General features: G+C 62.0%; 18 protein-coding genes. 8 read left to right on the top strand and 10 right to left on the bottom strand.

Translation table 11 applies throughout. The annotated features are described in order from the left end of the window. Nucleotides 1–11: 11 nt before the first annotated feature. Nucleotides 12–782 (bottom strand): ABC transporter permease, encoded by a 771-nt coding sequence (locus KJQ96_RS01710; RefSeq protein ID WP_065748761.1) that lies wholly within the window; start codon nucleotides 780–782, stop codon nucleotides 12–14. A gap of 88 nt (nucleotides 783–870) precedes the next feature. Next, nucleotides 871–1,518 carry a TetR/AcrR family transcriptional regulator gene (locus tag KJQ96_RS01705; protein WP_213284963.1) on the bottom strand — a complete coding sequence of 216 codons (648 nt, stop codon included), beginning with the start codon at nucleotides 1,516–1,518 and terminating at the stop codon, nucleotides 871–873. Between the two features lie 99 nt (nucleotides 1,519–1,617). Here KJQ96_RS01705 and KJQ96_RS01700 point away from each other — a divergent pair, with 99 nt between their 5' ends. After that, a complete protein-coding gene (locus KJQ96_RS01700) occupies nucleotides 1,618–2,622 on the top strand; it encodes an ABC transporter substrate-binding protein (RefSeq protein WP_213284962.1) in 1,005 nt (334 codons plus the stop codon). 115 nt (nucleotides 2,623–2,737) lie between these two features. Here KJQ96_RS01700 and KJQ96_RS01695 read toward each other — a convergent pair whose 3' ends face one another. Next, nucleotides 2,738–3,271, bottom strand: a complete 534-nt coding sequence (locus KJQ96_RS01695) for a tripartite tricarboxylate transporter substrate-binding protein (RefSeq protein WP_213284961.1) — start codon at nucleotides 3,269–3,271, stop codon at nucleotides 2,738–2,740. A gap of 135 nt (nucleotides 3,272–3,406) precedes the next feature. On the opposite strand from KJQ96_RS01695, the gene KJQ96_RS01690 reads away from it, so the two are divergent. Then, entirely contained in the window at nucleotides 3,407–5,353 is a 1,947-nt protein-coding gene (locus KJQ96_RS01690) for an alkyl/aryl-sulfatase (RefSeq protein ID WP_213284960.1), read from the top strand. Between the two features lie 140 nt (nucleotides 5,354–5,493). On the opposite strand, the gene KJQ96_RS01685 is transcribed toward KJQ96_RS01690, so the two are convergent. Continuing rightward, nucleotides 5,494–6,564 (bottom strand): glycosyltransferase family 4 protein, encoded by a 1,071-nt coding sequence (locus tag KJQ96_RS01685; RefSeq protein WP_213284959.1) that lies wholly within the window; start codon nucleotides 6,562–6,564, stop codon nucleotides 5,494–5,496. A gap of 304 nt (nucleotides 6,565–6,868) precedes the next feature. Between KJQ96_RS01685 and KJQ96_RS01680 the strand changes: the two genes are divergently transcribed. From KJQ96_RS01680 to KJQ96_RS01665, 4 genes are all read left to right on the top strand, one after another. Next, on the top strand, nucleotides 6,869–8,632 hold the full coding sequence (locus KJQ96_RS01680; RefSeq protein WP_213284958.1) for an ABC transporter ATP-binding protein: 1,764 nt from the start codon (nucleotides 6,869–6,871) through the stop codon (nucleotides 8,630–8,632). 68 nt (nucleotides 8,633–8,700) lie between these two features. After that, nucleotides 8,701–10,899, top strand: coding sequence for an amylo-alpha-1,6-glucosidase (locus KJQ96_RS01675; protein ID WP_213284957.1), 2,199 nt, complete (start codon nucleotides 8,701–8,703; stop codon nucleotides 10,897–10,899). A 46-nt stretch (nucleotides 10,900–10,945) separates the two neighbouring features. After that, nucleotides 10,946–11,443, top strand: a complete 498-nt coding sequence (locus KJQ96_RS01670) for a PRC-barrel domain-containing protein (protein ID WP_213284956.1) — start codon at nucleotides 10,946–10,948, stop codon at nucleotides 11,441–11,443. A gap of 45 nt (nucleotides 11,444–11,488) precedes the next feature. After that, nucleotides 11,489–12,781, top strand: coding sequence for an MFS transporter (locus KJQ96_RS01665; RefSeq protein WP_213284955.1), 1,293 nt, complete (start codon nucleotides 11,489–11,491; stop codon nucleotides 12,779–12,781). On the opposite strand, the gene KJQ96_RS01660 is transcribed toward KJQ96_RS01665, so the two are convergent. The 4 genes from KJQ96_RS01660 to KJQ96_RS01645 all read right to left on the bottom strand — a co-directional run bounded on the left by KJQ96_RS01660 (nucleotide 12,750) and on the right by KJQ96_RS01645 (nucleotide 15,632). After that, the gene (locus KJQ96_RS01660) at nucleotides 12,750–13,979 is read right to left on the bottom strand and encodes an MFS transporter (protein ID WP_213284954.1); all 1,230 of its coding nucleotides are present in this window, start codon (nucleotides 13,977–13,979) and stop codon (nucleotides 12,750–12,752) included. The two genes, KJQ96_RS01665 and KJQ96_RS01660, sit on opposite strands and share 32 nt — an antisense overlap. A 121-nt stretch (nucleotides 13,980–14,100) precedes the next feature. Next, complete coding sequence (locus KJQ96_RS01655) at nucleotides 14,101–14,592, bottom strand: cupin domain-containing protein (RefSeq protein WP_065748750.1); 492 nt, start codon at nucleotides 14,590–14,592, stop codon at nucleotides 14,101–14,103. A gap of 241 nt (nucleotides 14,593–14,833) precedes the next feature. Beyond that, nucleotides 14,834–15,073, bottom strand: a complete 240-nt coding sequence (locus tag KJQ96_RS01650) for a hypothetical protein (protein ID WP_249733596.1) — start codon at nucleotides 15,071–15,073, stop codon at nucleotides 14,834–14,836. 70 nt (nucleotides 15,074–15,143) lie between these two features. Then, the gene (locus KJQ96_RS01645; RefSeq protein ID WP_213284953.1) at nucleotides 15,144–15,632 is read right to left on the bottom strand and encodes a DUF302 domain-containing protein; all 489 of its coding nucleotides are present in this window, start codon (nucleotides 15,630–15,632) and stop codon (nucleotides 15,144–15,146) included. Nucleotides 15,633–15,872: 240 nt separating this feature from the next. Here KJQ96_RS01645 and KJQ96_RS01640 point away from each other — a divergent pair, with 240 nt between their 5' ends. Both KJQ96_RS01640 and KJQ96_RS01635 read left to right on the top strand, forming a co-directional pair. Continuing rightward, nucleotides 15,873–16,157 carry a hypothetical protein gene (locus KJQ96_RS01640; protein WP_213284952.1) on the top strand — a complete coding sequence of 95 codons (285 nt, stop codon included), beginning with the start codon at nucleotides 15,873–15,875 and terminating at the stop codon, nucleotides 16,155–16,157. 80 nt (nucleotides 16,158–16,237) lie between these two features. After that, on the top strand, nucleotides 16,238–16,957 hold the full coding sequence (locus tag KJQ96_RS01635) for a peroxiredoxin-like family protein (protein WP_249733594.1): 720 nt from the start codon (nucleotides 16,238–16,240) through the stop codon (nucleotides 16,955–16,957). 76 nt (nucleotides 16,958–17,033) lie between these two features. Here KJQ96_RS01635 and KJQ96_RS01630 read toward each other — a convergent pair whose 3' ends face one another. Continuing rightward, nucleotides 17,034–17,603 (bottom strand): NADH-quinone oxidoreductase subunit B family protein, encoded by a 570-nt coding sequence (locus KJQ96_RS01630; protein WP_213284950.1) that lies wholly within the window; start codon nucleotides 17,601–17,603, stop codon nucleotides 17,034–17,036. Between the two features lie 30 nt (nucleotides 17,604–17,633). After that, nucleotides 17,634–18,089, bottom strand: a complete 456-nt coding sequence (locus KJQ96_RS01625; protein WP_213284949.1) for an antibiotic biosynthesis monooxygenase — start codon at nucleotides 18,087–18,089, stop codon at nucleotides 17,634–17,636. Nucleotides 18,090–18,100 lie beyond the last annotated feature (11 nt).

The raw sequence follows: 18,100 nt of genomic DNA, 5'->3' as shown, positions 1-18,100 counted from the left end.
CAGTCCCTGTCTTATTGCAGCCGGATGTCACGGACGACGAACATCCGCTCTAAGCCGAGCACGAGTCCATACAGCGCCACACCGAGCAATGTCAGGAGCACCACCGCCATCACCATCGCCGGCGTATCGAGCGAAGACTGCACCTGGATCATGAGATAGCCGAGCCCCCGCTCGGAGGCGATGAACTCACCGACGATTGCGCCGGCAACCGCCAGGATGGCCCCGACTTTCATTCCGGAAAACACGTAAGGCAACGCACCGGGCAACTGGATCTTTCGGAACAGCGTCCAACGCGAACCGCGCAGCGACTTCACGAGATCCAGCAGGTCCGGTTCCACCTCGCTCAATCCACGCGCAGTGGTGAGCAGGATCGGAAAGAAGCAAATCGAAAACGCGATCAGGATGTTCGGAAAGATGCCGTAGGAAAACCAGACGATGAACAGCGGTCCCAGCGCCACTTTCGGGATCATGTTCAGCGTCACGAACAGCGGCAGCAGCAGAAGGCTGACCAGCGGCGACCAGGTGAACAGCACGGCCAGCATGATGCCGACCAGCGCGCCGAGGCAGAACCCGCCGAGAATTTCGATGGCCGTCACCGCCAGATTGGAGGGCCAGGCATAGCTGGGCGAGCCCAGCGTTGCGACGGTCGCGAGTGGCGAGGGCAGAATGAATTTCGGCACCTGGAAGGCGTCGACCAGAACCTGCCAGAGCACGATCACAGCCAGATGCACGATCAGGATGATCGCGAAAGACCGTGCCGATCCGCCGTCACCGCTGAACACCGTGCGCTCCTTTTGGATGTGCGGCCGGTTCCCCGCCGCGCGGTGGCAATCTACCGCGGCCTCCGCCACTAATCAACCATATGGTTGATTATGGGCGCAGCGAATGCATCACCAGGTCGACCACGTGCCTGCGGCGCGCCTGCCGCGCGGCCCGGCTCGACAGGTCCTTGCCGAAGATCGCCGACAGGGTGGGCGTGTTCGAGAAGTAAAAATAGCTGAGCCCAGCGATCGAGATATAAAGGTGCACGGGGTTGATGCCTTTACGGAATATGCCGGCCTTCACGCCTTCGCTGAGAATGGTCGAAACCAGGCTGACCAGCGGCGAATGCACCGCTTCCAGTGTTCGCGATCCGCGCACATGCCGGGCGCCGCCGCGGTTTTCGTCGTTCAGCAGCACGATGAAGTCCGGATGCGCGGCAAGGTGGTCGAAGGAACTTTCGATCAGCTTCTTGATCGCTTGTTCAGGCGGCAGTCCCTCAAGATTGAGCTTGCGCTCCTGGGCGCGGATTTCCTCATAGACCCATTCCAGTACCGCCAGATACAGCGCGTCCTTGTCGCCGAAATAGTGATAGACAAGCTGCTTGTTGACGCCCGCCCGCGCGGCGATGTCGTCGACCCGGGCGCCGGCGAGGCCACTGCTGGCGAATTCGCGTCGCGCCGCCGTCAGCAGTTTTTTGCGGGTCGCGGCCGGATCGCGGCGCTGCGGCCTGGTATCGTCAGAACGTTTTTTCGGCATTTTCAACCAAATAGTTGACAAGTCGTCTGGTCCCTTGTTGCATTGGTAGCGTCACGGATGCGCGGCGACAAGATCGGGTTGCAGAACGAGGAGGGTGCAATGAAGGCTTTGCGAATTGCAGGATTGGCGCTTGCGCTTGCCGTGCCGGCTGCGCCCTGTGTGGCCGCCGAGTCCGTTAACCTGATCCTGAACTGGACGCCGACGGCTGATCATTCGCCGTTCTATTACGCCAAGTCGCAAGGCTGGTACGAGAAGGCCGGCATCGATCTCACGATCGAAGTCGGCAAAGGCTCCGGCGTCTCCTCGCTGAAGGTCGGCTCCGGCGGCTCGCCGTTCGGCATCGCGGATCTCGCGACCGCGCTGGTGGCCAAGAGCAAGGGCGCCGACGTGGTGGCGTTGATGAGCATCTACGCCAACACTGGACAGACCTTCTACTGGCTGAAGAGCTATGGCGTGAACGGGCCGAAGGACTTTCCGAACCACAAGATCGGCAATCCGCCAGGCGATGCCTCGCGGGTGATGTGGCCGGCCTTTGCCAAGGCCGCCGGCATCGCGCCTGATGCGGTGAGCTTCGTCAATGTCGGTCCGACCGCGAAGATCGCGGCGCTGAAGAGCCATACCGTCGATATCATCAGCGATTTCTACAATGAACACGATCTGAAGGTGATCGAGTTCGGCGCCGATCTCGGTTACGTCAACTGGAAGGATATCGGGCTGAACCCTTACGGCAATTCGCTGATCGTCAACGGCGCCTATCTGCAAAAGAATCCAAAGCTGGTCGAGGAATTCGTCAAGATCAGCCAGAAGGCCTACGCCGCCTGCGTCGCCGACGTCGCGCCCTGCCTCAAGGCGCTGCTCGACCAGGCCTCAGGTCTCGACAAGGAAAACCAGCAGCGGCAGTGGGAGCGCATCAAGTTCCTGATGACAGACGAATTCACGACGACCAAGGCGCTCGGCTGGATCGATCCCGAGCGGATGAAGAAGGACTACGAGTTGGTGCAGACCTATCTCGGCATGGAAAAGCCGTTCGACGTGAATACTGCGTTCTCGACCAAGATGCTGGATACAAGCATCAAGATGGATGCCAGCAAGGTGAAGAAGTAGGGCTTCAACCTCGCCCCGTCGCAATGACGGTGGAGCCGTTCAGGCGTTGTCTCTCACTGCAGCGCCACTCCTGCGGTCGCGATCACCTTCCTCAGCTTCTCGTAATCGGCCTTCATCAGCGCGGCGAGGTCGGCGAGCGGCATCGGCTTGCCTGGGATGTTGGCGATCGCGAGCTGGCGCTGCACTTCCGGGTTTGCAGTGCCTTGTTGATGGCCTCGTTAATCTTCGCGACGATGGCATCGGGCTTTCCCGCCTGGACGTAGATGCCATACCAGGGCAGGTAAGTGGATTCCGGAAATCCAGCTTCCGCAATCGTCGGCACATCGGGAAGATCGGCGACACGTTTGTCGGTCATGACAGCAAGCGGTTTCACGCTGCCGGCCCTGATGTGCGGCAGTGCCAGCTCGAGCGAGACGATCTCGAAATGCATCAGATTGGTCATCAGCTCTATCAGCGCCGCCTGCGGCTGGCCTTTGTAGCCGACATTGGTCAGCTTGATATCAGCGGCCTGAAACAGCTTTTGCGCGCTCAGATCGATGGAGGAGCCGGTGCCGGGATTGCCGAAATTGAGTTCGCCCGGCTTCTTGCGCGCGATCTCAACGAATTCCTTGATGGTTCTGGCCGGCATCGACGGATGGACCAGTGTCACGCTCTGATTCCAGACCGCAAGACCGACGCATTTGAGCGGCAGCAATATACGTAACGGCGGCCGGTTCGAGGGTCTCGCGCTGATACCGTTCGAATTTCGACCTTCTGTTTCTTCCGCGCAAGGGAGCACACAACAATGAGCCAACCAGCCACGATCGAAGCGTGCAAGGAGTCTCCAAAGGAAGCGTCCGCCTCCGTCATCGCGCAGCATGCGGCGACGCTGAAGGCGCTGCCGTTCTCCGACAGGCGTGATTTCGACGACGCTGCGCGCGGCTTCCTCGGCACGACTGAGAATGCGAGGATTACGTCGCCTCAGGGCCGGGTGGTCTGGAGCCTGGAGCCTTACGGTTTCCTGTCCGCGGAAGAAGCGCCGCCGACGGTCGATCCCAGCCTGTGGCGGCAGTCGCGCCTCAACATGCATCACGGCCTGTTCGAGGTCGTGCCCGGCGTCTACCAGGTGCGCGGGCTCGACATCGCCAACATGACGCTGATCGAGGGCGATAGCGGCGTGATCGTGGTGGATACACTGACCTCGATCGAAGGCGCGCGGGCGGCGGTGGAGCTCTACTTCCAGCACCGGGGCAAGCGACCCGTTGCGGCCGTGATCTTCACCCATACCCACACCGACCATTGGGGCGGCGCGCGCGGCGTACTCGGCGATGCAACACCTACCGGCGGCAGCGTGCCTATCATCGCGCCCAATCTGTTCATGGAGCATGCGGTTTCGGAAAACATCGTTGCTGGCCCCGCCATGCTGAGGCGCGCGCAATATCAGTTCGGGCCGTTTCTTGCGAAAGGCGTGCGCGGGCAGGTCGATTGCGGGCTAGGCAAGACCATGGCGGCCGGGGCGGTCGCACTCGTCCGTCCGACCGATCTGATCATGGCGACCGGCGACCGCCGCACCATCGATGGGGTGGAATTCGAATTCCAGATGGCGCCGAACAGCGAAGCGCCGGCGGAGATGCATTTCTTCATACCGCGTTACAAGCTTCTCAACCTTGCGGAAAACTGCACGCATAATTTTCATAACCTGCTGCCGTTCCGCGGCGCCGACGTACGCGACGCGCTGGCCTGGTCGAAATATCTCGGTGAGGCCCTACAGATGTGGGGCGGCAAGGCGGATGCGATGTGTGGCCAGCACCATTGGCCGGTCTGGGGTCAAGAGCGGATCGACGCCATGATCCGCCAACAGCGCGATCTCTATAAGTTCGCGCACGACCAGACCATCCGCCTGATGAACCATGGGCTAACCGCCGCCGAAATCGCCGAAACCATCCGCCTGCCGGCCAGCCTTGAGGGCGCCTGGCATGGCCGCGGCTATTACGGTCACATCAGGCATAACGTGAAAGCGATCTACCAAAAGTATCTTGGCTGGTACGACGCCAATCCCGTTAACCTCGATCCGCTGCCGCCGGTCGAATCGGGCAAGAAATATGTCGAGTATATGGGCGGCGCGGACGCCGTCCTGACGCGCGCGCGCGAGGATTTTGCCAAGGGCGAATTCCGCTTCGTCGCGCAAGCCGTGAGCCATCTGGTGTTCGCCAATCCTGACAACCAGGCGGCGCGCGCGTTGCTCGCCGATACGTTCGAGCAGCTCGGCTATGCCTCCGAAAGTTCGACGTGGCGCAATGCCTATCTGTTCGGCGCGCAGGAACTGCGGCAGGGCATGCCCAAGACGCCGCCACGCGCCGCGATGCCGCGCGAAACGCTGGCCGCGCTCCGCACCGAACAGCTCTGGGACGTACTCGGCGTGCGCCTCAACGGTCCCAAGGCCGAAGGCAAGCGCATCGTCCTGAACTGGAATTTCACCGATACCGGCGAGACCTTTATCCTCAATCTGGAAAACTGCGCGTTGACCTATGTCGCGAGCGCGCAAGCCCCCGATGCCGACGCCAGCTTCACGCTGCCGCGCAGCGTTCTCGACGAAGTGATCGCCAAACTGACGACATTCCCGGAAGCAGTCGGCTCCGGCAAGATCAAGGTCAGCGGCAATCCGGTGCGCCTCGGCGAGTTGATGATGCTGATGGACGAATTCCCGCGGATGTTCGAGATCGTCGAACCGAAACGGACGGCAGTAAGCTGAGGCACGAGTAGGGTGGGCAAACAAAGGCGCACTTGCGCCGTGCCCACCATCCGTCCGGATCTATGCGATGGTGGGCACGCTTGCGCTTTGCCCACCCTACAGCCGTCTTGCGACGACAGGGCAGGGCGTCATCACACCATTCACTCCGCGCTGCTGACCAGCTTGATGCGCGGCTCCGCCTGCTCCATCAGGCCGCGATACGCAGCGAGATAGTCGAGCGCCATGCGGCGCGCCGTGAAACGGGCTTCGAACTGCCGGCGGATGGCGCCACGATCCAGCATGGATAGTCGATCGACCACGGCCACTGCGCTGGTTTCATCTTCCACCACGAAGCCTGTGAGACCAGGGTCGATGATCTCCGCCACCGAGCCACGGTTGTAGGCGACCACCGGTGTGCCGCAGGCCATGGCCTCGATCATGACGAGGCCGAAGGGCTCCGGCCAGTCGATCGGCACCAGCAGCCCGATGGCGCCGCTGAGGAAGTCGGGCTTTTCGCGGTCGCTGATCTCACCGATGTATTCGACCAGCGGATTGGCCTTGATCAGCGGGGAAATCAACTCGTCGTAGTAGTCCTGGTCGGCGCGATCGACCTTGGCCGCGATTTTCAGCGGGATGCCGCATCGGGTGGCGATGCTGATGGCGCGATCCACGCCCTTTTCCGGCGCGATCCGCCCGAGCACCGCCAAATAGGACGGCTGCACCGGCTGCGGTGTTAGCAGATTCTGCGGTAGTCCGTGGTGAATGGTGCGCACCCAATTGGCCTGCGGCACCGGCCGACGCTGCGCGTTGGAGATCGAGATCACCGGGACTTTGGAGAAGGTATTGAATACCGGCTGATGCTCCGGCAGGTCGAGCCTGCCGTGCAGGGTGGTCAGGAACGGCGTCGGCTGTCGGTAGAATAGCGAGAACGGATAGTAGTCGAGATGAAAGTGCAAAAAATCGAACTCTTCATCGTCGCATTTCTGCCGAACGCGTTCCAGCATCACCATGTGCAGCGCGTTGGGATCGCGGACGGAGCCGTCGAGGCGCAACGCCTTCGGCCATGTCGCATCGAGTTTCGCCGAGGTGCGGGAATCCCCGCTGGCGAACAAGGTGACTTCGTGCCCTAACGCTACCAGTTCTTCGGTCAGCCAGTGCACCACCCGCTCGGTGCCGCCGTACAGTTTGGGGGGAACAGCCTCCGTCAGCGGGGCGACCTGCGCGATGCGCATCTTTCGTCTCCTGTTTGGAATGTTGGTTGGAGTAAATCCCTCAGCCCGCAGATCGGCACCGGCGTGCCGGAAGCTGGAACGTTCTTGCATCTGCGAAGTTCCAACTATCGGCGCATCTTGGTTCTTCCACACGACTGTCTTGCTGATGCCATCTGACACCAACAGATTTGAGGCGACTTGGATGCTGCAGAATTGTTGCGCGGTGATGGCTGCGCGCCAGCAAACCCGAAGCGGCATCGTTCACGACCTCGTGCGCGATGTGCGTTAGGGATTCCCTTTCACTCTCAACAGGTTTGCAGACGACATGGACAATCTTTCAGGATATGCGCGACGGCCGTTTCCATTTGTCTTGCGCTATCTGCGCCGGCGCCGCGGAGCCCATGTAGTCATCGTGTCTGCCGTCATTGCAGCGGTTGCCTGCTCGGTGGGCACGCAATACGGCGTCAAGTATCTGGTCGACAGCCTGACGGCCGGTTCGTCGCACGCGAGCAGCGTATGGCTGGCATTCGCTTTTCTCATGTCGCTGATCGCTGCAGATAATCTGCTGTGGCGGGTCGCGAGCTGGACGGCGAGTTTCACGTTCGTGGGCGTCACCGGCGATCTCCGCCGTGACATGTTCCGCCACCTGACCGGTCACGCTCCCAGCTATTTCTCTGATCGGCTGCCGGGCATGCTGACCAGCCGCATCACCGCGACATCCAATGCCGTTTTCACCGTCGAAAACATGTTCGTCTGGAACGTATTACCGCCGTGCGTCGCCACTGTTTCGGCGATACTCCTCATAGGAACCGTCAGTCTTGCGATGTCTGCGGGCTTGATCATCATCGCGGGTATCATGTTGATGGCGATGTTTCACCTCGCCGCGGCGGGCAAGCCGCTGCATGATGACTTTGCCGACAAGGCGGCTGCGGTGGACGGCGAGATGGTCGATGTCATCAGCAATCTGCCGCTGGTCCGTGCGTTCTGCGGCCTCAGCTACGAACACGACCGCTTTGACGCCACCGTCGAACGGGAACTTGACGCACGTGGGCGCAGCCTCCGCTATCTCGAGAAGCTGCGGCTGCTTCACGCCGTTGTGACCATTCTGCTGACGATCGCGCTGCTGGCATGGGTCATTACGCTCTGGCAGCGGGGCGCGGCAACCACCGGCGATGTCGTGCTGGTATGTACGCTCGGGCTCTCGATCCTGAGCGCGACGCGCGACCTTGCGGTGGCGCTGGTCGACGTGACCCAGCACGTCGCCCGTCTGACGGAGGCGATCGCCACCTTGCTGCTGCCGCACGAATTGAAGGATCATCCCGAGGCCGAGCCGCTGGTCCGCAGCGGCGCCGCCGTCGCCTTCAACAACGTCTCGTTCCACTATCCCGGCGGCGTTCAGGTGTTCGAGAAGTTCTCCTTGCGCATTCAGCCGGGACAACGGGTCGGGCTGGTCGGCCATTCCGGCGGCGGTAAATCCAGCCTGTTTGTGCTGCTGCAGCGCTTCTACGACGTCCAGCACGGCAGCATCATGATCGACGGCCAGGATATCTCGCGGGTGACGCAGCAGAGCCTGCGCGAGGCGATCTCGGTCGTGCCGCAGGACATCTCGCTGTTCCACCGCTCGATCATGGAAAATATCCGCTATGGACGTCCGAACGCGACCGACGACGAGGTGCTGCGCGCGGCGATTGCAGCGCGCTGCGATTTCATCGAAAATCTTCCCGAAGGCATGGCTACAATGGTTGGTGATCGCGGCATCAAGGTTTCCGGCGGGCAGCGGCAGCGGATCGCCATCGCGCGCGCCTTCCTGAAGGACGCGCCGATCCTATTGCTGGACGAGGCAACCGCTGCGCTCGACAGCGAATCCGAAGAAGCGATCCGTGAGGCGTTGTCGCGGTTAATGCGAGGACGCACCGTAATCGCGATCGCCCACCGCCTAGCCACCCTGCGCAATTTTGACCGCGTTGTGGTATTGCAGGGCGGGCGGATCATCGAAGACGGACCGCCGGATATTCTGGTACAGGGAAGGGGCCCTTACCGCGAATTGGTCGCGCGCGAAATGGGCCGTCTCGCGACCCACGCGGCCTGATCTGCGGCAGTAGCGTTTGCGTCCCGATGCGTGCATCACAACGCAAGAAAATCGCTTGAGGGGTCAAGATGACAGCGGAAGTTACTCAATTGATCACCATTGAGGCTGCCGAACACGTCGCGGAATCGCCTTTCTACATCCCGATGACGGGTCCGGCGACGCGGCAGCGCCGCTCGCTCAAGCACGACGACACGTTCATCGTGCTGGACAGCCATGGCGACATCGGCGCCTCTGCCGGCGGGCCCGACGGTCTGTTCAACGCTGATACCCGTTATCTTGCCCGGCTGGAGATGGTGCTCGACGAAGTCCAGCCGCTGTTGCTTGGCTCCAATCTGCGCGATGACAATTCGGCGCTGACAATCGATCTCACCAACTCGGACGTGTACCGCAACGGAAGGCTGGCGTTGCAGAAGGACACGCTGCACATCGTGCGCTCGATTTTCCTGTGGCGCGGCACCGCCTACCAGCGCATCGCCCTGCAAAATCACGGCGACCGGCCGGCGAGCTTCGACCTGACGCTGTTGTTCGACAATGACTTCGCCGACTTGTTCGAGGTGCGCGGCGAGTGCCGGTCGCGCCGGGGCATAGGCTCTAGCCGGTTGCTCGGTCCCGCCGATGTCATGCTGGAATACAGCGGGCTCGACGGCAAGGCCCGCATTACAGCGTTGCATTTCGAGCCGCGGCCGACGCGGCTCGCGGTCAATTCTGCAACCTATCATTTCGAGCTGGTACCCAGGCAAGTGATCGCATTGTTCGTCGCGGTATCCTGCAACAAGCCGGCCATGCAGAAGCCGGTACCGTTCTATCGCGGCCTGCTGGCGCATCGCCGCGAGATGCGGCGCTCGACGGTCGGCGCGGCCAGCATCGAGACGTCGAACGACATCTTCAACGAGGTGCTGTGCCAGGCGATGGGCGACCTCAACATGCTGATGACCGAAACGCCGCAGGGGCGATATCCCTATGCGGGCATTCCCTGGTATTCGACCACGTTCGGTCGCGATGGACTGATCACCGCACTGCAGATGCTGTGGGTCGATCCGCGTATTGCCCAGGGCGTGCTGCGGCGGTTGGCTCATTTTCAGGCCAAGGAGGTCGATCCGCTCGCCGATGCCGAACCTGGCAAGATCCTGCACGAAATGCGCGGCGGCGAGATGGCGGCGCTGCGCGAAGTGCCGTTTGCGCAATATTACGGCAGCGTGGACTCGACGTCGCTGTTCGTACTGCTGACCGGCCTCTATGTCGAGCGCACCGGCGACGAGGAAACGCTGGCCGAACTGTGGCCCGCGATCGAGGCGGCGTTGCAATGGATCGACGGCCCCGGCGACCCTGATCGTGACGGCTTCGTCGAGTACCAGCGCGCCACCGAGCAGGGGCTTGCCAACCAAGGCTGGAAGGATTCCTTCGACGCGATCTTCCACGCCGAAGGGCAGCTCGCCGAGGGCTACATCGCGCTGGCGGAAGTTCAGGGATATGTATTTGCCGCCAAGCGGCTGGCGGCGCGCTGCGCCCGGCGGTTGGGGTTGATCGACCGGGCAGCAGAACTCGAATCCGAAGCCCTGCTGCTGGCCGAGCGCTTCGAGGAGGCGTTCTGGTGCGAGGAGCTCGGCACCTACGCGCTGGCGCTCGATGGTGCCAAGCGGCCGTGCAAGGTCCGAACGTCTAATGCCGGCCAGCTTCTCTTCACCGGCATCATCCGGACCGACCGCGCCCGCCTCGTTGCGGCCGATCTGATGAGCCAGAAATTCTTTTCGGGATGGGGCATCCGCACCGTGGCCTACGGTGAGGTTCGCTATAACCCGATGTCCTATCACAACGGATCGATCTGGCCGCACGACAATGCGCTGATCGCGCTCGGTTTTGCACGCTATGGCCTGAAGCATTCGGTAGCGCATCTGTTCAAGGGCCTGTTCGACGCTGCGAGCTACATGGACTTGCGGCGGCTGCCGGAATTGTTCTGCGGCTTCCGGCGGGAAAAGCGGCGCGGGCCGGTGCTTTATCCGGTTGCCTGCGCGCCGCAGGCATGGGCCAGCGCGACGCCCTTTACGCTACTGGAAGCAGCGCTCGGCCTCGAATTCGATGCCGCGCGCGGCGAGATCCGGCTTCGTGACCCGCGCCTGCCGGAATTTCTTAACGAGGTTGTATTGCGCGATCTGCGGCTCGGGCCTTCCAGCGTCGACTTGAGGGTGCGCCGCCACGGCGATGAAGTGTCGCTCGAGGTATTGGGCACGCGCGGACAGATTCAGGTGTCGATCGTGTTGACGCATTAGCGGTCGTGCATTCCTATCCATGCGTCTTCGGAGTTCAGGAGGCCATATGCGCGCCGGTATTGTCATCATATCGCTGATCGCCGGGCTAGCGATGAGCCTCCCGGTTTCGGCAGCGGAAGATAATGGACCGCCGGGAAGCCGTGCCGCTCCGGCCGAAGCCGCGAAAGATGCCCCGAAAAAGGAACCGGCGCCTCCGCCGTCGGTCACTGTGATCGGCGCTCGCGACGCGCTCGGCATTCTGGGTCGCGAGGTCCGCAGTGCGGCCAACGAGAATATGGGACGCATCGTCGACGTGATCGTGGACCGCGAGGGCACTGTGCGCGCCGCCGTCATCGATTTCGGCGGTTTTCTCGGTGTCGGCAGCCGAAAGATCGTCGTCGACTGGAGCGCGCTGCGTTTTGGCCGTGTCGCCAACAAGAGTGACAGCATCACGCTCGAGCTGACCAAGGAGCAGGTGATAGCGGCGCCGGAATACAAGCAGGACGCGCCGGTCATCGTGCTCGGTGCGGCCGGCCGCTTACAGCCGTGGGATTTCGACAAATAAAGGAGAAATGGTCTGATCGCGCGTCCATCCCAGTCGCTCGATCCGATGAACGACGATCGCCATCGGCGATCCGCCGGCGAGGGTAATGTTGTGCCGGTGCCGCCCGCGCCCGCCAAGCGGCCCAAACCGTCGCGCGAGAGCCAGCGCGGCCTCGACTGGTTCATCTTCTTTCTCGCCGACGTGCAGACCGGATTCGGCCCGTTTATCGCGGTTTACCTCACCACGCAGAAATGGACGCAGGTTGAGATTGGCTTCGTGCTGTCGATCGGCGGGATCATCGGCCTGCTCGGGCAGATGCCGGGCGGAGCCGTTGTCGATGCCGCCCGTTCCGAGCGGCTGGTGGCGGGGCTCGCCGTCGCCACCATCGGCTGCGCCGCGCTGGCCTACGCCTTATGGCCGATCTTCCCGGTAGTGACTGCGGCCGCCATTTTGCATGCGCTCGCGAGCTGCGTGCTGGGTCCGGCAATCGCCGCGATTAGCCTCGGCCTGGTCGGGCCGTTTGCGATCGGTGAGCGGCTCGGGCGCAATGCCCGTTTCGCGTCCCTGGGTAATGGTTCAGCGGCGGCGCTGATGGGCGCATCGGGCTATCTGTTGTCAAGCCAGTCGGTCTTCTTCGTCACCTTCTTTCTTACAATCCCTACCATGTTGGCGCTTGCCCGGATTCGTGGCCAGGAAATCAACGTGGCGCAGGCGCATGGTGCCTTGAGCGAGGACGGTGATGATACCAAGGCCGCCGACAAGGAGGTGACCAGTGTGCTTCATCTCCTTCGGCAGCGCCCGCTGCTGATATTCGCCGGCGGCGTATTGCTGTTCCAACTCGCCAACGCCGCCATGCTGCCACTCATGGCCGGCGTGGTCACGACGCGATCGGCTCAATGGGCGCCGGTGCTGATTGCGGCCTGCATCATCGTACCTCAAGCGATCGTCGCGTTGACCTCACCTTCGGTCGGGCGCAAGGCTCAGGCGTGGGGGAGGCGACCGCTGCTGCTCTTGGCGTTCGCTGCGCTGGCGATCCGTGGTTTGCTGTTTGCGGTGGTTCGCGATCCCTATGTTCTGGTCCTGGTGCAAGTGTTCGACGGCATCACCGCGGCCGTGCTCAGCGTGATGGTGCCGCTGATCGTGGCCGATGTTGCCTACGGCAGCGGCCACTTCAATCTGGCGCAGGGCGTGGTCGGCACTGCGACCGGCATCGGCGCGTCACTCAGCACGGTGCTGGCCGGCTATATCAGCGATACATTTGGCAGCAGCGTCGCGTTCATCGGGCTGGCGGGGATCGCAGCTCTTGGCTTGACGGTGATCTGGGCGTTCATGCCGGAGACCCGGCGGACTGAGGTTTAAGCGTGAGGCCTACGGTCAATAGCGCCGCGATGGCGAGCGACGCGCCGATGCCGGCGATGCAAGCGCTCCATCCGAAGCGGTCGAACAACTGGCCCAGCACGGCGCTGCCGACGAGACCACCGAGGAAATAGCAGGCAAGATAGGTTCCGCTGGCAATGCCGCGGTAGTCGCTGGCGGCCTGGCCGACGAAGCCGGTGGCGCAGGCCTGCGCAAAGAACGTCCCGATGCCGACCAGTACCATGCCGGCCAATACTTGCGGCAGGTGGGAAGACAGCATCAAAGGCAATCCAACTGCTGCCACCGCTAGCGCCCCCCAGATCGCTGGCCGCGTGCCAAACCGGGCGACAGCCCCGCCGGCAAACAGCGTCGTGACCACGGATGGCGCGAAGACGAAATAGACAAGGCCGAGGTCCATCCGTCCGAGCGAGAGCGGTGCATGGACCAGCACAAAATTGACAAAGGTGAAGGTGCCGATAAAGGCAAACAGGATGCAGAAGCCGATAGCGAAAGCCGAACGCAGCGCCGGGCTTCGCCAATGCTCGATTGTTGCCGCGAGCGGCGATCGTGCTGCGTGCACCACGTCCATCGGCTTGACGCGATGGATGGTGAAATAGACCAGTACGGCACCGGCGAGATTGAGCAGCGCGAAGAAATAGAAATTCGAGGCCAGCCCGAGCGTGTCGACCACCGCCGCCGACACCAGCCGGCCGATCAGATTGCTTGCGACGTTGCCGGTGACATAGGCCGCGAACGCGCCGCCCGCATCCATCGAACTGCATTGCTCGCCGAGATGGGCCAGTGTCAACGCGAACGCCGAGGCCATGCAGAGGCCCTGGGCGATGCGAAGCACCGTAAACGTCATGAGATCAGGCGCGATCGCCAGCAACGTGGTCGGGACTGCGAGCACGACCAGGCTGACGAGAATGCCGAGCCGGCGATCGATATGCGGGCTGAGAAAGCCGACAACGAGGCCGGCAACGGCCATGCCGATGGTGCTGGCATTGACCGCGATACCCATGGCGGCCGGTGTTACATTGTAGTGCCGGGTCAGCGAGGGAAGAATCGCCTGCGTCGCGAACAGATCCACCACGGTCAGGAACGCCGTGAGGCCAATGACCAGGGATCGCAGGGCTACGCCCGGTGAGTGACCATGCATTTCCATCGCTTGGGATTTCATCGGCGCGGACATGCCGGTCATGGCGCTTCTCAATATCTTATCGAGAAAGAAGGATGTGACGCCTGGGCGTGTGGGGCGACACGGGGGACCCCAGGCCGTCACATCCGGCAACGAGACGTCGGGTGGCGCTTGTTACGGCTCCTTACATATTGTGGTCGTGCGGATCCTTGCGGACGTCGCCGACATAGAGAATGACAGTCTCCTTGCCGAGATTCTTCCACCAGTGCGAGGTGCCGGCGACTTCCGGCCTGATCTCGCCGGCCTTGTGCACGATCGGCTCCGAGCAGTTGCTGGCGTATTCGACAATCTCGCCTTGCTGGACATAGATCAGCGCAGGCCGGTCGTCATGGCTGTGCCAGGGCACGATGCCGCCAGGCTCGATGGTCAGCTTGCGGAAGCGCAGCTCGCGATCCCTGATGTTGGCCGGCTGCTTTTCGAGGTTGATCGAGCCGAGCGTGACGTCGGTGACGCCGACCGGCTTGTGGTCGACCATCGGGCGGACATTTGCCTGCATCTTCCCGGCCGGGCATTCGCCGGCCACGGCGCTCGAGGCGGTAGCAACCGAACCTGCGATCAATCCGGCAAGCGCGAGGCCCTGCCAGACCATGCGCGACGTGACGTTGGATTTGGACATGTCGTGGTCTCCTCTGGTTTTTGCCTTGGCCCCGGATGGTCCGGCCGACTACGTCACCACCATCGTGGAAATGGCGCACGAGAGGAAATGCCGGTTTGCTTTTGACTCGATAGCTCCCTGCTATGCGGCTGGAGCCTTTTCAAGCGAAAGCCTGCCCCGGATTTGATCCGGGGTGGACATCGGTTCGCATCACGAAGATGCGTCAAAGCAAGAGCCCGGTTCTGATTCAAACGAAAAGGCTCTAGCCGTGGCCGAGCATGTGTCTGATGTCGGAGGAGAAGGTCGGATAGGCGTAGACGTTTTCCCGGATCTGGCTCGCGGTAATGCCGAAGCGCATTGCCAATCCGAAGATGTTCACCAGTTCCTGGCCCGAATGCCCGACGAAATGAGCACCAAGGATGCGGTCCGTGGCCTGATCGACGATTACTTTCGACCACGCCACGGTTTCGGCATAGGTTTTCGCGGAGAACCAGTCGAGCATGTCATTGACGTGCGATCAGGCCGCACCGGCGGCGCAGCCTGATGAGCTTGCGGCAAGCGGGCCGACACGGTTACTTGGTTGTGATGGTCGAAGTGATCGAGCCCATCACCTTGGTCGCCATCTCGAACTGCGCCACACGGTCCCTGATGTTGTGACGCCTGGCGATCCATCCGAAATCGGTCCAGACTGCCCAGACGTCGCCATTGTCGTCCTGCGTCAGCAATAGCCGGACCGGCCAGTCAAGCCCGGCATTCGGATTCGAGGTGATGAACTGCGTCCCGAGCGGCGGATTGCCGAACACCAATAGCGTCGAGCGACGCAGCTTGATGCCGGCGTCGGCCGCGAGTTTCGACTGGTCGATCTCGCTGAAGAATTTGATGCCCTTGGCTGTGATATCCGCCTTGATGCGGCTGATCGCCTCCGGCATCGGCACCGCGCTCTTGACACGAACGATACCATCGTCGCTGTCCGCCCGTGCTGCCGAGACGACGGAAAGCACGAGCACCGCCAGCAGTGTGGCAAAGAAATTTGCAAAGCGGTTCGTCAAATGGCGTGTCATGGGAAACCTCCTGTCGGTGGCGCATGCTCTCCGCATGCCTTCGAGGACAGGATGAACGTTCGGCGGGCCGATATGAAATGCGTGTCCGCTCTCAAGTCGATAGCGGCGGACTATCGGTGCTCTCAATACGCCATGGCTATCGAACCGATTGTGCAACGGCATTTCAAATCAAGGGAAGTCCATCCTCTGATGGGCCAGCGTCCGATTGGCGGACGCGATGTCAATCTTGAGGAATTTCCCATGACCACCCTTTCCAAGACCCTGATTGCCGCCGCGGCCTTTGCTGCCGTCGCAACGACCGCCTTCTCGCAAGTCCCCTGGGAATTCAATCCGGGCATGGCCTACATATATGCCGGCCCCGGCAAGATGTCGGCCATGGCAATGGCGGCGACGCCCAAGAATCACGATGCGATGATGAAGAACGCCAAAAAGGTGCCTGCTAACACCGTGTTCTTCATGGACAAGGGCCAGCTCTATTCGACCTCGGGCATGCTTGACCCGACCGGCAATTTCTATCTGCCCTGAAGCGGGAGCGCCGCGGCGTTCGGGCCGCCCTTGCGGGGTGGCCCGAGCCGGAAAATAATACGGATATGCCGGAGCAAGCCATGACGACAACGCTATCGCCAGCCAACGCCGAACGCCTCAAGGAGGCGTTCCAGCAATGCCGCGACATGGAGGGTCCCTTGCGCGAGCAGCTCGAGGCCTACGCCGCGGCGGGGCGGGAGATCTTTCCGGCCTATGGCGAAGCAGTCGACCGGCTGGTGGCGCGGCTCAATGAGAACGGCGGCGGCGAAAACGCGCCGAGGCCAGGCGAGGTGATGCCGCCGTTCCTGTTGCCGGACGAGACCGGCCGGCTGGTCAGCCTGAAATCGCTCATCGATCAGGGGCCGGTCGCCGTGATGTTCTATCGCGGCCATTGGTGCCCTTACTGCCGGCTAAACGTGAGGGCGGTGATCCAGGCCCAGGACCGGATCAGGGCATTGGGCGCGCAGACGGTTGCGATCATGCCGGAGACGCAGGCCTATGCCGAGAAATTCAAATCGGAGGCCGCAGCGCCGTTCCCGGTGCTAACCGATCTCGACAACGGCTACGCGCTGTCGCTCAACCTCGCGATCTGGCTCGGCACCGAAATCCAGCGGCTGCTTTCGTATCAGGATATGGCGAGTTTTCAGGGTAATGACGGCTGGATGCTGCCGATCCCGGCTACCTTCGTGGTCGGCCGCGATGGATTGGTAAAAGCCCGCTTCGTCGATCCCGATTTCCGCAAGCGCATGGAGATCGACGACCTGATCGCCGCGTTGAAGAGTGCAGGCGAAGAGCGATAGAGAAATCCGTTCGCCGGCTTGCGGATCGCACCCGGAGCGCTTTCGAGCGAAGTTCTGGCAAGGTTGGCGATCGACGTCAGCGTTCGATGGTGCCTGAACGCCGAATCTTCTTCTGCAACAGCATCACGCCATACAGCAGCGCTTCGGCGGTCGGCGGGCAGCCCGGAACATAGATATCGACGGGAACGATGCGGTCGCAGCCACGCACGACCGAGTACGAATAGTGATAATAGCCGCCGCCGTTGGCGCACGAACCCATCGAAATCACATATCGCGGCTCGGGCATCTGATCGTAGACCTTGCGCAGCGCGGGGGCCATCTTGTTGCACAGTGTACCGGAGACGATCATGACGTCGGCCTGCCGTGGACTGGCTCGGGGCGCAAATCCAAACCGCTCGGCGTCGTAGCGGGGCATCGCCATCTGCATCATCTCGATTGCGCAGCAAGCGAGGCCGAATGTCATCCACATCAACGAACCGCCGCGGGCCCACGTGATCAAATCATCAGCCGCGGTAACGAAGAAGCCTTTGTCGCTGAGCTCATTATTCAATCCAGCAAAAAAGTACTCGTCACGCACGGGAGCGCCGGTCCCCGGGTCCAAGATTCCCGTTCCGGAGGGCGCGATCAATGGTCGGGAGTCCGGCATTGGGCTGCTCCCACGGGTTGTTTGCGATGCTTACGCCTTCCCGTCTATGACGGCAGAAACTTCATACAGATGCGGATCGATCTCGCTCGTGATTTCGTCGAAGTGGCCCCACTGCTTGCGAAACTCTGGCGATTGATGGGCCGATCGCAGCAGATCGCTGCTCTGCCATTGCACGTAGTTGACAATACGGCGTCCATCGAGACTGCGATGCAGGCTGATCGATATGAAGCCCGGCTGACGCGCCATGAAGCGGGCGCGCTCGGTCATGACCGACAACGCCTCCGCCTGCTTCTCGGGCTCCGACTCGACGATCGTGATCTGGGTAACGGGTTGTTTGTCGGCGTGGATCTGCGGCATGGCTGATCTCCCTTGATCGAGACCGAATTCAGCGCAGCTTCGTGGCGCAGCGCCTGGCACAGGTCCCCAGCGTTGCTGGCGCGGGCCGGCATCCGCAAGCTCGACGACGCCGGCGAGCAGTCCAGTCATGGCAACCTCGC

The sequence above is a fragment of the Bradyrhizobium sp. sGM-13 genome (assembly GCF_018398875.1).
Classification (GTDB): Bacteria; Pseudomonadota; Alphaproteobacteria; order Rhizobiales; family Xanthobacteraceae; genus Bradyrhizobium.
This window is presented reverse-complemented; position numbering and strand designations above follow the sequence as displayed.

Bases quoted from the DNA above. Each gene is read 5' to 3' on its own strand.
- KJQ96_RS01705 (WP_213284963.1), bottom strand. From the start codon at position 1,518: ATGCCGAAAAAACGTTCTGACGATACCAGGCCGCAGCGCCGCGATCCG.
- KJQ96_RS01700 (WP_213284962.1), top strand. From the start codon at position 1,618: ATGAAGGCTTTGCGAATTGCAGGATTGGCGCTTGCGCTTGCCGTGCCG.
- KJQ96_RS01690 (WP_213284960.1), top strand. From the start codon at position 3,407: ATGAGCCAACCAGCCACGATCGAAGCGTGCAAGGAGTCTCCAAAGGAA.
- KJQ96_RS01685 (WP_213284959.1), bottom strand. From the start codon at position 6,564: ATGCGCATCGCGCAGGTCGCCCCGCTGACGGAGGCTGTTCCCCCCAAA.
- KJQ96_RS01680 (WP_213284958.1), top strand. From the start codon at position 6,869: ATGGACAATCTTTCAGGATATGCGCGACGGCCGTTTCCATTTGTCTTG.
- KJQ96_RS01675 (WP_213284957.1), top strand. From the start codon at position 8,701: ATGACAGCGGAAGTTACTCAATTGATCACCATTGAGGCTGCCGAACAC.
- KJQ96_RS01670 (WP_213284956.1), top strand. From the start codon at position 10,946: ATGCGCGCCGGTATTGTCATCATATCGCTGATCGCCGGGCTAGCGATG.
- KJQ96_RS01665 (WP_213284955.1), top strand. From the start codon at position 11,489: ATGAACGACGATCGCCATCGGCGATCCGCCGGCGAGGGTAATGTTGTG.
- KJQ96_RS01660 (WP_213284954.1), bottom strand. From the start codon at position 13,979: ATGACCGGCATGTCCGCGCCGATGAAATCCCAAGCGATGGAAATGCAT.
- KJQ96_RS01655 (WP_065748750.1), bottom strand. From the start codon at position 14,592: ATGTCCAAATCCAACGTCACGTCGCGCATGGTCTGGCAGGGCCTCGCG.
- KJQ96_RS01650 (WP_249733596.1), bottom strand. From the start codon at position 15,073: ATGCTCGACTGGTTCTCCGCGAAAACCTATGCCGAAACCGTGGCGTGG.
- KJQ96_RS01645 (WP_213284953.1), bottom strand. From the start codon at position 15,632: ATGACACGCCATTTGACGAACCGCTTTGCAAATTTCTTTGCCACACTG.
- KJQ96_RS01640 (WP_213284952.1), top strand. From the start codon at position 15,873: ATGACCACCCTTTCCAAGACCCTGATTGCCGCCGCGGCCTTTGCTGCC.
- KJQ96_RS01635 (WP_249733594.1), top strand. From the start codon at position 16,238: ATGACGACAACGCTATCGCCAGCCAACGCCGAACGCCTCAAGGAGGCG.
- KJQ96_RS01630 (WP_213284950.1), bottom strand. From the start codon at position 17,603: ATGCCGGACTCCCGACCATTGATCGCGCCCTCCGGAACGGGAATCTTG.
- KJQ96_RS01625 (WP_213284949.1), bottom strand. From the start codon at position 18,089: ATGACTGGACTGCTCGCCGGCGTCGTCGAGCTTGCGGATGCCGGCCCG.